Below are 14,523 nucleotides of genomic sequence, written 5' to 3'. Positions count from 1 at the left end.
CCTACCTCGCTTCTCGGGTGGTGAGCTGGTCGAAGTGCTGGGCCACGCCGAAGGCCTGCGGGATGGGCTGGCCGGCCATGTAGAGGCGGTCGGCGGTGCGGCGCGGGAGCGGGAAGTACTGGAAGGCGCCGTGGACATGGCCGTCGTGGGTCATGGGGCGGGCGTCGAACCGGGCCACCGTCGCCAGCCGGTACGGCTCGCTGCCGTGGCTGTCCAGCACCGCGATCTCGGTGATCCGGCGGGCGCCGTCCGCGAACCGGGTCAGCTGGACGAGGACCTCGACCGCGCTGTTGATCTGGTCGTGCAGGGCGACGAAGGGGACTTCGACGTCCGACATGGAGGCCAGGGTCTGGAGCCGGGTCAGAGCGTCCTCGGCGCTGTTGGCGTGGACGGTCGCGAGCGAGCCGTCGTGGCCGGTGGACATGGCCTGGAGCATGTCCAGGGACTCGCCGCCGCGGACCTCGCCGACCACGATCCGGTCGGGGCGCATCCGCAGCGAGTTGCGGACCAGGTCGCGGATGCTGACCTGGCCCTTGCCCTCGACGTTCGCCGGGCGCGACTCCAGACGGACCACGTGCGACTGCTGGAGCTGGAGTTCGGCGGAGTCCTCGATGGTGATGATGCGTTCGTGCGCCGGGATGAGCCCGGACAGGGCGTTCAGCAGGGTCGTCTTTCCGGTGCCGGTGGCGCCGGAGACGATGATGTTGAACTTCGCCTGCACCAGGCCCGCCAGCAGGAACACCATGGGCTCGTCGAGCGAGCCGAAGCCGATCAGCTCCTGGAGGGTGAAGGAGCGCGGGAAGCGGCGGATGGTGAGGATGGGGCCGGTCAGGGAGAGCGGCGGGATGATGACGTTGACGCGTTCGCCGGAGGGCAGGCGGGCGTCGACCATCGGGTTGGACTCGTCCACGCGGCGGTTGACCGTGGAGACGATCCGCTCGATGGTCTGCATCAGCTGGTCCGCGGACGCGAACCGCAGCGGCAGCTGCTCGACCCGGCCGCCGCGCTCGACGAAGATCGCGTCGGGGCCGTTCACCATGATCTCCGTGATCGACGCGTCTTCGAGCAGCGGCTCCAGGATGCCGAGGCCCAGTGCCTCGTCGACCACTCGGCGGATCAGCTGGGAGCGCTCGACGGTCGACAGGACCGGGCCCTCGCGGCTGATGATGTGGCCGAGGACGCGTTCGAGGCGTGCCCGGCGCTCGGCGGCGGCCAGCGCGCTCATCTCCGCGAGGTCGATCTCCTCCAGGAGCTTGGCCCGGTAGGAGGAGACCAGATGGCCGTCCTCGCCCCGGCTGCCGTGCTCCTCGGGGGAGTTGATACGTGCCCGCAGGCTCATGTTTGCCGTGCTCCTCGTTCAGTGGTCGACGGGCATCGTGGCGGACTTGGTGGCGTTGCCCAGCTCCCAGACGATCTTCGGGATGTGGACGGTGGCGGTCACGGTGACCGAGTCGCCGCCGCCGGAGGAAGCGCAGCTCACGTCGATCCGGCCGCTGACCGCACTGGCGCAGGCCGCGCCGACGTCTTCGTGCAGCGAGGCGGCCCGGGCCCCCGCCCGGGCCGCCGTCCCGGCCTGCTCGGCGGCGTAGGCGACGGCGCCGAGCTGGATGCCGGCCAGCCCGACGATGAGCAGGATCGGGAGGAAGCCGAGGTACTCGATGGCGACCTGGCCGCGGTCGCGCAGGTTGCGGCGCATCAGCGCTTCACCTCCTCCACCGTGCCGGCGTGGCCGTGCACGGTGACGGGGAAGTCGATGGTGCCGGGGAAGAGCACCGGGACGCGCAGGGAGACGTCCGCGGTGACGGTGCCGGTGCCGCCGCACTGGCCCACCGTGGCGCCCTCCCGCCAGGCGCTGGAGAGGTCCTCCAGCGCGGCCTGCTCGCAGACGCCGAACCGTTCTCCCCGGGGGACGGCCGTGCCCGCGCGGACTCCTTCGTCAGCGGCGTTTCCGGCGAGGGTGAAGGCGTATCCGACGAGGACGGCCTGCCACATGAGTACGAGGGTGAGGATGATGACCGGGGTCATGCCGAGGAGTTCGATGGTGACCTGGCCGCGGTCGGATGGTCTTCGGCCGGGTACGGCTGCGGCTGTGGTGGGCCGTCGGTCGGGTGCGGGTGCGTGGGGGCTGGTCGCGCAGTTCCCCGCGCCCCTTGGGCGCGCTTCGGCCGGGCGCGTCTTTGCAGCGAACCGCAGAGAAGCGACCCGTAGGGGCGCGGGGAACTGCGCGCTGAGCCCCCTCCGGCCCGCACCCGACCGAGGGCCCACCGGCCCCGCGCCCCGCCCCGACCGGCAGACACTCATGGGAGTTCCTTCCGTCGCCGGAAACCGACCGCCCCCCGCTCCGCGGCCCGGGCCCGTGCCCCGGCCCGTCGCGGCACCGTCCCCTCCGCCGTCCGTACCAGGCCCAGCTCCCCGGCCAGTGCCCACAGCGCCTGCTTCACCGTGCTGCGGGCGTCCAGTTCGTGGATCCGCCCCGCGTCCACCACGCCCTGGAGTTCCTTGAAGTTGGCGGGGATCGGCGTCCCCGCCAGCGCGGTGCCGGTGATCCGCTGGATCAGCGCGGGCTGGATCTCCGTGGCCCTGGTGTGCCGGTTGACGACCACCGTCGTCTCCTCGGCCTTGCGGATCTGCAGCCGGTCCCACATCCGCACCGTGCGCTTGGCGGCGCGTACGGCGACCACGTCGGGCGTGGTCACCAGGAGGGCCAGGTCGGCGGTCTCCACGGCAGCCGCGCCCGCCCCGCCGAGCTGGGCGCCGCAGTCGACGACCACGATCTCGTAGCGGGAGCGCAGGGCGCTGAGGATCTGGCGGGCGGCCCGGTCGGTGACCTCCTCGCCGCGTTCGCCCTCGGCGGGTGCGAGGAGCAGGGCGAGCCCGGAGTCGTGGCGGAAGACGGCCTCGGCCATGACGCGGGGCGAGATGTCGTTGACCGCGGCCAGGTCGGCGACCGAGCGGCGGAACTGGACGTCCAGGTAGGAGGCGACGTCCCCGGTCTGGAGGTCGAGGTCGACCAGGGCGGTGGAGTGGCCGGAGGCCTGCGCGGCGAGGGCGATCTGGATCGCCACCAGGGTCGCGCCGGTCCCGCCCTTGGCGCCGCTGACGGTGACGACGGTCCCGCCGACGCCGGCGAACGCGTCCGCGCCGTGGCCGAGGTGGCGCCGTACGCCCGTGGACCACTGGGCGACCGCCTGGACGCGGCCGGCCAGCTCCTCGTAGCTCATGGGGAGCCCGACCAGGCCGCGGGCGCCGGAGTCCATCGCGGCGGCGAACAGGCCGGGGCTGGTGTCGGTGGTGACGAGGACGACGCCGACCGCCGGGAAGCGCAGGGCGACCTCGCGGATCAGCTCCAGGGCCGGGACCGGGCCGATGCGTTCGTGGACGACGACGACCTCGGGGAGTTCGTCGACGGACTCGGCGGCGAACCGGGCCAGGGTGTCGACGAGTTGGGTGGAGTCGACGACGGGCGGCAGCGGTTCGCTGTCCGGGAGCTGGCTGAGCAGGGAGACCAGCGAGCGGACGGCGTCCGCGTCACCGACGGCGGGGAGGATCCTGATGGGCATGCGAGGCGCCTCTCACTTGTCCGTCGCGAGTTCGTAGGTGCGGTCCTTGTCCGGCACGGTGGTGGTCGTGCCGGGCGCGACCAGGGCGAGCCGGACCCGCTGGGCGAAGGACTCCGCGTAGGTGAGGCGCTGGGCGTCGAGCGTGGACAGCGCGAAGGTGATGGGGACGGCGTCGCTGGGCTGCTGGTTCCGGTTGTCCGGGTCCACGTAGCTGAGCTGGGCGCCGACGTCCAGGACCCGGGCGTTGGTCACGATGATCTTCGACTGGTCGGGGTCGCTCTGCTGCTTGCCCTGGAAGGTGGCGTAGACGTTGACCAGCGAGCCCGGGGTGATCTTGCCGGCCACTCCGGTGGCCGCGTCGATCATGATCGCGACCTCCTGCTCGCCGGCCTTCAGCGCGGGCTGGTCGACGATCATGTCGCTCTGGAGCAGCGAGCCCTTCTTCAGCGTGGTGACCGCGATCTTTCCCTCGATCGCGCCGAGGCTGGTGACGGCGTTGGCGGACAGCCACCGCTGGGGCATCTCGACCTTCTGGAACTGGTCCGCGCTCAGCGTCGTGTACGGCTTGACGTCCGACCGGACCTTGTACGCGGTGACCTTGGGGCCGACCTCGGACTTCGCGTTGTCGATGACCGAGAGCACGCCGGCGAACGCGCCGAGCGCGCAGATCACCGACAGGATCAGGAGTATCACGCCGCGGCGCTGACGGGAGTTCATGGACCGTGCGACCTCATCGGGGGAAGCGGGGAAGTGGGGGAACCGAGCGGTGGGTGTACGGGTCAGGCGGGCGTCCGCTGTTCCAGCGCGCGGTGCGCCGGCGGGTCGTAGACGGGCGGGGTGGCGGAGCAGAAGACACAGCGGTCGCCGATGACGTCGATGCCGCACCAGTGGCAGCTGGTCTGCCGGACCGAGGTGACCAGTTGGTAGAGGACCGACAGGTCGGCGAGATAGCTGGTGAACTCGATCATCCGGCCGGTCCCCCACCAGTGGGACGACTCGGCCGGCAGCGGGGTCTCGCGCAGCCCGTACGCGCCCCAGGACTTGGCGAGGCCGCCGATCCACTCGGACTGCAGCTGCCCCCTGGCGACCAGCATCCAGGTGCTGAACTCGGGTCCGGTCAGGGTCGTGTCCGGGCCGACCCGGACCAGTTGCGGCTGGGGGTGCGCGACGACGGCGAACTGGGTGCCGGGCATCCAGGACTTGGCGTGCGCCTTGAGGGTGACCGGGACCCGGTCCAGCTTGGCGACCGAGCCGAGGACGGCGCCGGAGTGGATGTAGTGGGTGAGCAGCCGGCCGGCCGACGCGAGGACGCCGGGGCTGAGGTCGCAGGAGGCCAGCTGCCGCAACTGCCGGGCCAGGACGGCGATGCCGAGGGGCGGCAGGTCGGGGCGGAACAGGGCGATCCGGTCGCTCTCCAGCAGGGAGCGCAGGGTGTGCAGGCGCCGGGTCACGGCTTCGGGTACGGCCGCGGAGCAGACGACGATCACGTGCCCGTGCTGCTCGATGAGCGCCACGAACTCGGCGAGGGTCTGGTCGAGGGGCCGCTGGTCCAGGTCCCGGAGCACGACCGCGGGCATGGTCCGCTCGTCCTGCACCGGCAGTGCCATGTCGGCACTGGTCACGGCAATGGCAGTTGGCACGCGCAGCTCCCCGCTCTTCACACCCCGGCGGCCCACCGGTGTTACTCCAATGAGCCGGGACGACTTCATTGCGTGACTACCTCAGCACTGTAACCACGCCTCTGTGACCGGAGAACAGCGTTTGTCCAGCTGTCTGGGATCCGTGACCACACAAGTAGCTTCAAATCGGGACAGGTTGAGCATATGACCGCGGCCTGATCCGCTCAGCGGCGGCTTTGAATTTGGTCTGGACCTATTGACACGTGAATTGGTCTGGACCACCTTGATTGTCATGCCCAGACTCATCCCCCGACTCGTGTCCCGGCATGCCGGACAGCGAGGTATCCGAACCTGGTCGGCCGTGGCCGCGCTCGCCACCGCCCTCGCGATGGCGGGCCTGGCCTCCTCCCCGGCCTCCGCCGCCGACGTCAACAACGTGAAGAACGCCGGCTTCGAGTCGGCCCTCGCCAACTGGACCTGTTCCGCCGGCAGCGGTACGACCGTCTCCTCCCCCGTGCACTCCGGCGCCGCCGCCCTGAAGGCGACCCCGGCCGGGCAGGACTACGCCCAGTGCAGCCAGACGGTGGCGGTCAAGGCCAACTCGACCTACACGCTGAGCGCGTGGGTGCAGGGCTCCTACACCTACCTGGGTGTGACCGGCACCGGCACCACGGACGTGTCGACCTGGACCCCGAACACGTCCTGGACGCAGCTGTCGACGACCTTCACCACCGGTTCCTCGACCACCTCGGTCACGGTCTGGACCCACGGCTGGTACGGCCAGGCCGCCTACTACGCCGACGACGTCTCGGTCTACGGCCCCGACGGCGGCGGCGGTTCCGACCCGGCCCCGACCGTCCCCGCCACCCCGACCGGCCTCGCGGTCTCCGGTACGACGTCGTCCTCGGCGTCCCTGTCCTGGAGCGCGGTGTCGGGCGCGACCGGCTACAACGTCTACCGCAACGGCACCAAGGTCAGCGCGGTCACCGGCGCCTCGGCCACCATCACCGGGCTCGCCGCCTCCACGGCGTACTCCTTCCAGGTCACCGCGACCAACTCGGCGGGCGAGTCCGGCAAGTCGACGGCGGTGACGGCGACCACGACCGCCTCCGGCGGCAGCGGTGGCGGCTCGCTGCCCAAGCACGCGGTGACGGGCTACTGGCAGAACTTCAACAACGGCGCGACCGTCCAGAAGATCTCCGACGTGCCGTCCTCGTACGACATCATCGCCGTCGCCTTCGCGGACGCGACCAGCACACCGGGCGCGGTCAGCTTCACCCTCGACTCCGCCGGTCTCGGCGGGTACACGGTCGACCAGTTCAAGGCCGACATCAAGGCCAAGCAGGCGGCCGGCAAGAAGGTCATCATCTCCATCGGCGGCCAGAACGGCACGATCTCGGTGAGCGACTCGGCGTCCGCGACGAACTTCGCCAACTCCGTCTATTCGCTGATGCAGACGTACGGCTTCGACGGCGTCGACATCGACCTGGAGAACGGCATCAACGCCACCTACATGAGCCAGGCGCTGCGCTCGCTGTCGACGAAGGCGGGCTCGTCGCTGATCATCACCATGGCGCCGCAGACGATCGACATGCAGTCGACGTCCAACGGGTACTTCCAGACGGCCCTGAACGTCAAGGACATCCTCACGGTCGTCAACATGCAGTACTACAACAGCGGTTCGATGCTGGGCTGCGACGGCAAGGTGTACAGCCAGGGCTCGGTGGACTTCCTCACCGCGCTGGCCTGCATCCAGCTGCAGGGCGGGCTGTCCCCGTCCCAGGTGGGCCTCGGCCTGCCGGCGTCGACCAGCGCGGCGGGCAGCGGCTACGTCTCGCCGACGGTGGTCAACAACGCCCTGGACTGCCTGACCAAGGCCACCAACTGCGGCTCCTTCAAGCCGTCGACGACCTACCCCGACCTGCGCGGCGCGATGACCTGGTCGACCAACTGGGACGCGTCGTCGGGCAACGCGTGGTCCAACTCGGTGGGAGCCCACGTCCACGGCCTGCCGTAGCGCCCCGAAGGGGCGCGGGGCCGTATCGATGTACGGCTGCCGCGCCGCATGGGCGCGATCACCCACGCCGATCCCGCACCCACGAACGGGCCGCGGCGCCCCCACCGCCGCGGCCCACCCAGCGGAACCGCTCGCAGCCACACGTACCGAGCTCGAACCACACCGTTCACGCGTCCCCCCGGCCTGCACATCGACGTACGCGCACACCTGGCGGGTGAACCACAGCCCCTGCCCGGGGCCCGGCTCCCCGCCCCGTGGCGGTTCGAACCCGGCGAGCGGGTCCGCCACGGCCCGGCACAGCCGCAGTTCGCAGACGCAGGCCGGGGCCTCGCCCCAGGCGAGGAACTCGATGACCGGACCATGGGCGTCGGCCGCGGCCACGACCGCCTGTGCGAAGAGCTCCGCGTCCACGGCCCCCAGCCCCTGCCCGGCCGCCCAGGCGCGCACCGACTCCGCGGCCGGCGGCCGGGCGACCGCCCGCGGCGGCGGAGGAACCGGCCGGTGTGAGCACCGCCCGGCTCCGCCGGGACCAGCCCGCGCGACGCTCCGCGCCGCAGCGAGGAACTGCGGTGTCCGGCTCCGCCGGACCTGAATCCGCGACGCTCCGCGTCGCCACCATCAGATTCGCTTCGCCACCGGCCTGAAGGCCGATGCACTGCGAATGAATTCCGGTAGCGGATCCACTCGGTGCTCTCCCCCGCCGAACGCCCGGCCCGGCCCGCCCAGTCGGGCTCCCGTACTGGTACCCGTCATCACCCAGCCCTCCCCTTGGCCCTCCGTCCACGGGCTCCCGGCGGACCGGGGAGACGCACCGACGTCACGCGGGTGGGTGTACTTCGGTGGGGGCCGCCTGCGATTGCGGGTAAAGGCGTACACTCCGCGGCCGTTTCGCGCGGCCGGTCACCGCGGCTGGTTTACGCGACCGGTTTTACGGTCTTGACCTGTTCATGCCATCCCTTGGACGATGAGCGGCACCCGCACAGCCTCCGCACAACAACTGCACAGGTATGTCGCACTGGACCACCCCCACCTCCCCAGGAGATTTCATGCGACTTCGCATGCGCGGCTCCGGCGCCCTCGGCCGCGGCCGGACCGCCGCGCTCGGCGCCCTGCTGGCCCTCGCCCTCGCGGCCCCCGTGTCGGCGACGGCCACCCACGCGACCGCCGACAGCGCGCGCCCGGCGCCGCCCTCGGCCGACGACGTCCGGCAGTACGAGATCCACCAGAGCACCACGCCCGTGACCCGCGCGGCCATCCAGCAGACCGGCGTCACCGTGGACGAGGCCGACGAGGAGACTGTGGTCGTCTCCGGACGGGCCCCGCAGATCGCCGCGCTGAAACGCCTCGGCTACGACGTCACGCCCCTCGGCGCGGCCCCCGACCGGTCCACCGCCGCCGACGAGCTGCGTCTGTTCGACTTCCCGACGGCCGACTCGAAGTACCACAACTACGCCGAGGCGAACGCCGAGATCGGCCAGCGGCTCGCCGCCTACCCCGCCATCATGAGCAGGCAGGTGATCGGCAAGTCGTACCAGGGCCGGGACATCGTCGCCATCAAGGTCAGCGACAACGTCGCGACGGACGAGAACGAACCCGAGGTCCTCCTCACCTTCCACCAGCACGCGCGCGAGCACCTCACGGTGGAGATGGCGCTGTATCTGCTGCGGGAACTGGGCGCGGGATACGGCTCCGACTCCCGGGTCACGAACCTCGTCAACAGCCGGGAGATCTGGATCGTGCCGGACCTCAACCCGGACGGCGGCGAGTACGACATCGCCACCGGCTCCTACCGGTCGTGGCGCAAGAACCGGCAGCCCAACTCCGGCTCCTCGTACGTCGGTACGGACCTGAACCGGAACTGGAACTACAGATGGGGCTGCTGCGGCGGGTCCTCGGGCAGCACGTCCGCGGAGACCTACCGGGGCGCGGCCGCCGAGTCGGCGCCCGAGGTGAAGGTCGTCGCCGACTTCGTGCGCGGCCGGGTCGTCGGCGGCAAGCAGCAGATCAAGGCCGGGATCGACTTCCACACGTACAGCGAACTGGTGCTGTGGCCGTTCGGGTACACGACGGCCGACACGGCCACCGGGATGACCGCGGACGACGCGGCCGCGTTCAAGGCCGTGGGACAGAAGATGGCGGCCAGCAACGGCTACACGCCGGAGCAGTCCAGTGATCTGTACATCACGGACGGGTCGATCGACGACTATCTGTGGGGTACGCAGAAGATCTTCGACTTCACGTTCGAGATGTACCCGACGTCCAGTTCCGGGGGCGGGTTCTATCCGCCCGACGAGGTGATCGAGCGGGAGACCTCCCGGAACCGGGACGCGGTGTTCCAGCTGCTGGAGAACGCGGACTGCATGTACCGGTCGATCGGGAAGGAAGCACAGTACTGCGGCTAGGCGGCCACGGGACCGGGGCCGCCCGCCTGTGCCGGGCTACTTCTCGTCGCGGACCTTGTCCTCGGCGCCGGCCTCGGCAGCGGCCTCGGTCTCGGTCTCGGTCTCGGTCTCGGCAGCGGCCTTGTCGTCCGTCTCCAGGGCGTCTTCCTCTTCCTCGCCCTCCTCGAAGTACGCGTCCAGGACCGCGTCCAGGTCGTTCTCCCACTCCTTGAAGCGGGAGCGGGACGTCGCCTCGATCTCGATGGGGTACCAGCGGCGGTCCGGGGTGTGGACGGTGATCGTGAAGCGCTTGCCGAAGCGCGGCACCTCGGTCTCGATAGCGCCGATCTCGTCCCAGCGGAACTCGCACTTCTCCTCGTCGAGACCGAGGCGCACGCCCTGGTGGTCGGCCACTATCCGGGCACGCCGGTCGGAGGCCTCGAAGACGGGACCGTCAGCGGCCTCCTCGGTGTCTTCGGCGTTCTCGGCGTTCTCGGCGTTCTCGGCGTTCTCGGCGTCGTCCACCGTGCTGTCGGCGTCGGCCGCGTCCTTGGTCAGGGCCACCGGTTCCACCACCGCCTCGGCACCCTCGGCCTCCTCGGGCCGGGTGTCCTCCGGCCCCGCGTCCTCCGGCTCGGCGGACGCGGGTGAGGTGAGCCCGGGGACGAAGGCCGGGTCGAATCCGGCGCCTTCCAGGGGCTGGCTGTTGGCTCCTATGCGCTGCTCCACAGCGGGCAGTATGGTCCAAGAACCTGTGCCGGAGACAGCCGGTCCCGACTTCGTTATCAGACGCCTACACGAAGACGCCGAGCACGGCCGCCACCGCGAACCCGGCCACCGACAACACCGTCTCCAGCACGGTCCAGGTCTTCAGGGTGTCCCGTTCGCTGATGCCGAAGTACTTGGCCACCATCCAGAAGCCGCCGTCGTTGACGTGCGAGGCGAAGATGGAACCCGCCGAGATGGCCATGATGACGAGGGCGACGAAGGCCTGGGAGTGGTGGCCCTCGCTCAGCAGCGGGGCGACGATGCCGGCCGTCGTCACGATCGCCACCGTCGCCGAGCCCTGGGCGACCCGCAGGACGACGGAGATCAGATAGGAGAGCACGATCACCGGGAGGCCCACGCCGTTGAAGGTGTCGGACAGGGCCTGGGCGACCCCGCTGGCCTTCAGCACGGCGCCGAAGATCCCGCCCGCACCGACCACCAGCAGGATGTTGCCAACCGGCTTGAGGGACGCGGTCGACACCGTCTCCAGGGACTTGCGGGACCAGCCGCGCCGGATGCCGAGCAGGTAGTAGGCGAGCACCAGGGCGAGGGTGAGGGCGACCATCGGCGTGCCGAAGAACTCGAGCACCGAGCGGCCGGTGGAGGGGTCCAGGGCGATCGAGGAGAAGGTCGCGGCGAGGATCAGAACCAGCGGCGTACCGATGATGGCAAGGACCGTGCCGAGCGGCACCGGCTTCTCCTGCGGCTCGACGCCGGCTGCCCGCTGCTCGGCCAGGACCGCCTGCCTGGCCTCGTCGGCCGCCTCGACCATGTCCTGCGGTACGGCGACGAAGATCCGCTTGCCGATCCACGCCGAGTACACCCATGCGGCCAGTACCGCCGGGATGCCGCAGACGACGCCCATGAGGATGACCCAGCCGAGCTGGACGTGCAGCAGCGCGGCGGCGGCCACCGGGCCGGGGTGCGGCGGCAGGAAGGCGTGGGTCATGGAGAGACCGGCGAGCAGCGGGAGGCAGTACAGGAGGATCGACTTGCCGCCTCGCTTGGCGGCCGCGTAGACGAGCGGGGCCAGCACGAAGATGCCGACGTCGAAGAAGACCGGGATGCCGAAGATGAGGCCGGTGAGGCCCATCGCGAGCGGGGCCCGCTTCTCCCCGAAGAGGTTGAGCAGCCGGGAGGCCAGCACCTCTGCTCCGCCGCTGACTTCGAGGATCGCGCCGAGCATGGTGCCGAGGCCGATGATGATCGCGACGTGGCCGAGGATGCCGCCCATGCCGGACTCGATGGTGGAGACGGCGTCCGAGCGCTGGACGGTGCCGAAGAGTTCGGTGACGGAGAGACCGGCCAGCAGGCCGACGGCTATGGAGACGGCGAGCAGGGCGACGAAGGGCTGGAGTCGCGCCTTGATGATGAGGAAGAGGAGCAGGGCGATGCCGATGGCGGCGACGGTGAGCAGTCCCGCGGTGCCGTCGAGGAGGAGGAGCAGCCCACCGGTGTGGGGTGGGGTGGCTGGGGCGGTGGTGGCGGATGCGGCGAGCGGTAGGGACATGTGGGGGTCCTCTTCGTAAGTACATCGTGCTTTCGGGCAGGGGGGATCGCGGCACGGCGCCCGGTGGGGTGCCGTGCCGTGCAGGACGTGCGGGAGTCGGCGGGCCGTCAGCCGAGGACGGCGAGGGCGTCGATCTCGATGAGGAGGCCGGCGGGCAGCCCGACGTAGACGGTGGTGCGGGCGGCGGGCGGGGCGGTGAGGCCCTGCTCCTCGAAGTAGGTGTTGTAGACGCCGTTCATCTCGGCGAAGTGGTCCACGTCCGTCAGATAGACGCGGATCATCATCACGTCGTCCCAGGAGGCGCCGCCCTCCTCCAGGATCGCCTTGACGTTGGCCAGCGTCTGGAGGGTCTGCTCGCGCAGGGTGGGGCCGGCCGGCGTCGGAGGCCTGCCCTCCTCGGCGGGCAGGAAGCCGACCTGGCCGGCGACCTGGAGGATGTTGCCCTTGCGCACACCGTGGGAGAACTTGGCGGGCGGGGTGGTGTGGGTCGTGGGGGTGAGCGCGATCTTCTCGGTCATCAGTTGCTGGCTTCCTTGATCGGTGTTCTGCCGGAGTACTCGCCGCTGATCGCGTCCGCCGTACGGCGCACCTGCGGGAGCAGGGTGAGGAGTTCGTCGGCGGTGACGACGACGTTGGGCGCGGAGACCGACATCGCGGCGACGACCCGGCCGTCGGCGCCGCGGATGGGGGCCGCGACGCAGTTGATGGACTCCTCGTGGCCGCCGAGGTCGGTGGCCCAGCCCTGTTCGCGCACCTTGGCCAGTTCCTTGCGGAAGGCCTCCGCGTTCGGTGTCGAACGGGCCGTGTACATGGGGTAGTCGAGCTTGTCGGCGAGGGCGCGCCGCTCGGGCTCGGGCAGGTCGGCGAGGAGCAGCTTGGCGACGGCGGCGACGGTGATGGCCACCGGCTTGCCGATCCGCGAGTACATGCGCACCGGGTAGCGGCTCTCGACCTTGTCGATGTAGAGGACTTCGCCCTCCTCGAACACCGCGAGGTGCACGGTGTGCCCGCAGGCCTCGTTGAGCCGGGCCAGGTGGGGGTGGGCGATCTCGCGGATGTCGAGGTTCTCCATCGCCTCCTGGGCGAGCGCGAAGAGCCGGGCGCCGAGGCGGTAGCGCTGGTCGGACTGGCGGTAGACGAGTCCGTGTTCGTGGAGGGTGCGCAGCAGCCGCAGCGCGGTCGACTTGTGCACGCCGAGGCGCTCGGCGACCCGGCCGAGGTCGGCGGGGCCCTCGGCGAGCAGCGGCAGGATGCTGAGCGCTCGGTCGACGGTCTGGCTCATGGGGTGCGTACCTCCTGTTCGGCCGTGCCGGCCTGGGTCCAGCCGGGGCCGAGTCGAAGTCTCTCCCACCCGCTGTCGTCGAGGGCGGTCAGGCGGTCGGTGGTGTCGCGGGCGGGCGGCGCGGCGAGGTCGGCGGGGGTGGTGAGGGTGGCGGCGGCGAAGAGGTGGCCGAGCCTGAGCGTCTGCCTGACCGGCAGGCCGCGCAGGATGCCGGACAGGAAACCGGCGGCGAAGGCGTCACCGGCACCGACGGTTGCCACGACGTCGACGGTGGGGGCGGGTTCGAAGGTGCCGTGGGTGGAGGCCGAGGTGGAGGTGGGGACGCTTACCGGCGTCGGCCGGGTGCCTCCCCCGGAGGGGGTACCCCCAGCGCCCGCCCTCCCCCGCTCTCGGCTTCGCTCGAGCGAGGGGACCCCCAGCGCCCCGGCGGCAAGACTGCCCGCGGCGGGGAAGGAGCGGCGGTCGTGGCGCCCCGTAAGGGGCGCGGGGAGCTGCGCGACCAGCCCCCACGCGCCCGCGGGCGAAGAACCGTCCGCACCACCCCGCCGAAACGCCGTCGCCCCCTTCGCCCCCTCCTTCACCACCAGCACCCTCGGCTCGGGCAGCAGCTCCCGAACGGCCGCCGGCCCGCCGCCCACCCCCCACGCCTGCTCCGCCTCGTCGTCCCCCACAAAAACGACGTCGGCCCGACGCGCCAGCTCCAACAGCACCTCCGCGCCGCCGGAGCCGGTCCACAGCCCCGCCCGGTAGTTCACGTCGAACGACACCAGTGGCCGCTCCCCGGCGGGAGCCGTCAGCTCGCGCAGCAGCCCCAGGCAGCCCTCCGACAACGCGGCCGTGATCCCCGACAGGTGCAGGATCCGGCCCGTCCGCACCGCCGCCAGGTCCACCGTCGCCGCCGACATCGCGGACGCCGCCGACCCCGCCCGGTAGTACGCGACCTCGTGCGCATCCGTCGCCCGGTCACCGGCGGTACGGAAGTAGACCCCCGTCGGCCGCGCCGGATCGCGGCCCACGCACGAGACGTCCACGCCGTACGCGGCGACGGTCTCCACCAGATGGTCGCCGAACCCGTCCGCGCCGACCCGGCTGACCCACCGCACCGAATGTCCCGCCGCCGCCAGCGCACACGCCAGGTTGGACTCCGCGCCGCCGATCGCGCGGTCGAAGGACGGCACGCCCGCGAGGCGCCCCGGCCGCGTGGGCAGGAACGTCACCATGGACTCTCCGAGCGCGACGACATCCACGACATCCACGCCGGCAACGGCGTCAACGGCGTCCGTGGGCTTCACGATGGTCGTGACTCCTCGTCGATGGGGCCCCGGCTCGAGCGAGGCCGAGAGTTGGGGGAGGGTCACTGCAGGCTTCATTGACCCGGCGTTGGCG

General features: G+C 71.1%; 13 protein-coding genes. 2 read left to right on the top strand and 11 right to left on the bottom strand.

Translation table 11 applies throughout. The features are described 5' to 3' along the window. Window position 1: 1 nt before the first annotated feature. From AB0D59_RS10935 to AB0D59_RS10910, 6 genes are all read right to left on the bottom strand, one after another. Window positions 2-1,339 carry a CpaF family protein gene (locus tag AB0D59_RS10935; protein WP_362563448.1) on the bottom strand — a complete coding sequence of 446 codons (1,338 nt, stop codon included), beginning with the start codon at window positions 1,337-1,339 and terminating at the stop codon, window positions 2-4. A gap of 18 nt (window positions 1,340-1,357) precedes the next feature. After that, on the bottom strand, window positions 1,358-1,696 hold the full coding sequence (locus AB0D59_RS10930; RefSeq protein ID WP_362563447.1) for a TadE/TadG family type IV pilus assembly protein: 339 nt from the start codon (window positions 1,694-1,696) through the stop codon (window positions 1,358-1,360). Continuing rightward, the gene (locus tag AB0D59_RS10925) at window positions 1,696-2,025 is read right to left on the bottom strand and encodes a pilus assembly protein (RefSeq protein WP_362563445.1); all 330 of its coding nucleotides are present in this window, start codon (window positions 2,023-2,025) and stop codon (window positions 1,696-1,698) included. Before AB0D59_RS10925 ends, AB0D59_RS10930 begins: the two co-directional genes overlap by 1 nt. Before the next feature lie 272 nt (window positions 2,026-2,297). Then, a complete protein-coding gene (locus AB0D59_RS10920; protein ID WP_362563442.1) occupies window positions 2,298-3,560 on the bottom strand; it encodes a P-loop NTPase in 1,263 nt (420 codons plus the stop codon). Window positions 3,561-3,572: 12 nt separating this feature from the next. Then, window positions 3,573-4,277 (bottom strand): Flp pilus assembly protein CpaB, encoded by a 705-nt coding sequence (gene cpaB, locus AB0D59_RS10915; protein WP_362563439.1) that lies wholly within the window; start codon window positions 4,275-4,277, stop codon window positions 3,573-3,575. Between the two features lie 62 nt (window positions 4,278-4,339). Next, window positions 4,340-5,236: a hypothetical protein gene (locus AB0D59_RS10910; RefSeq protein WP_362563436.1), complete on the bottom strand. Its 897-nt coding sequence runs from the start codon at window positions 5,234-5,236 to the stop codon at window positions 4,340-4,342. Between the two features lie 235 nt (window positions 5,237-5,471). Between AB0D59_RS10910 and AB0D59_RS10905 the strand changes: the two genes are divergently transcribed. Beyond that, window positions 5,472-7,196, top strand: a complete 1,725-nt coding sequence (locus AB0D59_RS10905) for a glycoside hydrolase family 18 protein (RefSeq protein WP_362563433.1) — start codon at window positions 5,472-5,474, stop codon at window positions 7,194-7,196. Between the two features lie 1,046 nt (window positions 7,197-8,242). Next, window positions 8,243-9,598: a M14 family metallopeptidase gene (locus AB0D59_RS10900; RefSeq protein ID WP_362563430.1), complete on the top strand. Its 1,356-nt coding sequence runs from the start codon at window positions 8,243-8,245 to the stop codon at window positions 9,596-9,598. 36 nt (window positions 9,599-9,634) lie between these two features. Here the strand turns inward: AB0D59_RS10900 and AB0D59_RS10895 are convergent, their stop codons facing one another. The 5 genes from AB0D59_RS10895 to AB0D59_RS10875 form a co-directional block, all read right to left on the bottom strand. Beyond that, window positions 9,635-10,306 (bottom strand): hypothetical protein, encoded by a 672-nt coding sequence (locus tag AB0D59_RS10895; protein WP_362563428.1) that lies wholly within the window; start codon window positions 10,304-10,306, stop codon window positions 9,635-9,637. Between the two features lie 64 nt (window positions 10,307-10,370). Next, the gene (locus AB0D59_RS10890) at window positions 10,371-11,855 is read right to left on the bottom strand and encodes a gluconate:H+ symporter (protein WP_362563426.1); all 1,485 of its coding nucleotides are present in this window, start codon (window positions 11,853-11,855) and stop codon (window positions 10,371-10,373) included. 107 nt (window positions 11,856-11,962) lie between these two features. Next, window positions 11,963-12,373 (bottom strand): RidA family protein, encoded by a 411-nt coding sequence (locus AB0D59_RS10885; protein WP_362563423.1) that lies wholly within the window; start codon window positions 12,371-12,373, stop codon window positions 11,963-11,965. Then, complete coding sequence (locus AB0D59_RS10880) at window positions 12,373-13,137, bottom strand: IclR family transcriptional regulator (protein ID WP_362563420.1); 765 nt, start codon at window positions 13,135-13,137, stop codon at window positions 12,373-12,375. The genes AB0D59_RS10885 and AB0D59_RS10880 overlap by 1 nt, the downstream gene beginning before the upstream one ends. Then, entirely contained in the window at window positions 13,134-14,429 is a 1,296-nt protein-coding gene (locus tag AB0D59_RS10875) for a sugar kinase (RefSeq protein WP_362563417.1), read from the bottom strand. The genes AB0D59_RS10880 and AB0D59_RS10875 overlap by 4 nt, the downstream gene beginning before the upstream one ends. Between the last annotated feature and the right edge of the window lie 94 nt (window positions 14,430-14,523).

The organism is Streptomyces sp. NPDC048417 (assembly GCF_040651615.1).
GTDB lineage: Bacteria > Actinomycetota > Actinomycetes > Streptomycetales > Streptomycetaceae > Streptomyces.
Note: the sequence above shows the minus strand (reverse complement) of the source record. Positions and strands in the feature narration are given on the sequence as shown.

Coding starts and splice junctions, on each gene's coding strand:
- AB0D59_RS10930 (WP_362563447.1), bottom strand. CDS start 1,696: ATGCGCCGCAACCTGCGCGACCGCGGCCAGGTCGCCATCGAGTACCTC.
- AB0D59_RS10885 (WP_362563423.1), bottom strand. CDS start 12,373: ATGACCGAGAAGATCGCGCTCACCCCCACGACCCACACCACCCCGCCC.
- AB0D59_RS10890 (WP_362563426.1), bottom strand. CDS start 11,855: ATGTCCCTACCGCTCGCCGCATCCGCCACCACCGCCCCAGCCACCCCA.
- AB0D59_RS10935 (WP_362563448.1), bottom strand. CDS start 1,339: ATGAGCCTGCGGGCACGTATCAACTCCCCCGAGGAGCACGGCAGCCGG.
- cpaB (WP_362563439.1), bottom strand. CDS start 4,277: ATGAACTCCCGTCAGCGCCGCGGCGTGATACTCCTGATCCTGTCGGTG.
- AB0D59_RS10880 (WP_362563420.1), bottom strand. CDS start 13,137: ATGAGCCAGACCGTCGACCGAGCGCTCAGCATCCTGCCGCTGCTCGCC.
- AB0D59_RS10920 (WP_362563442.1), bottom strand. CDS start 3,560: ATGCCCATCAGGATCCTCCCCGCCGTCGGTGACGCGGACGCCGTCCGC.
- AB0D59_RS10905 (WP_362563433.1), top strand. CDS start 5,472: ATGCCCAGACTCATCCCCCGACTCGTGTCCCGGCATGCCGGACAGCGA.
- AB0D59_RS10900 (WP_362563430.1), top strand. CDS start 8,243: ATGCGACTTCGCATGCGCGGCTCCGGCGCCCTCGGCCGCGGCCGGACC.
- AB0D59_RS10925 (WP_362563445.1), bottom strand. CDS start 2,025: ATGACCCCGGTCATCATCCTCACCCTCGTACTCATGTGGCAGGCCGTC.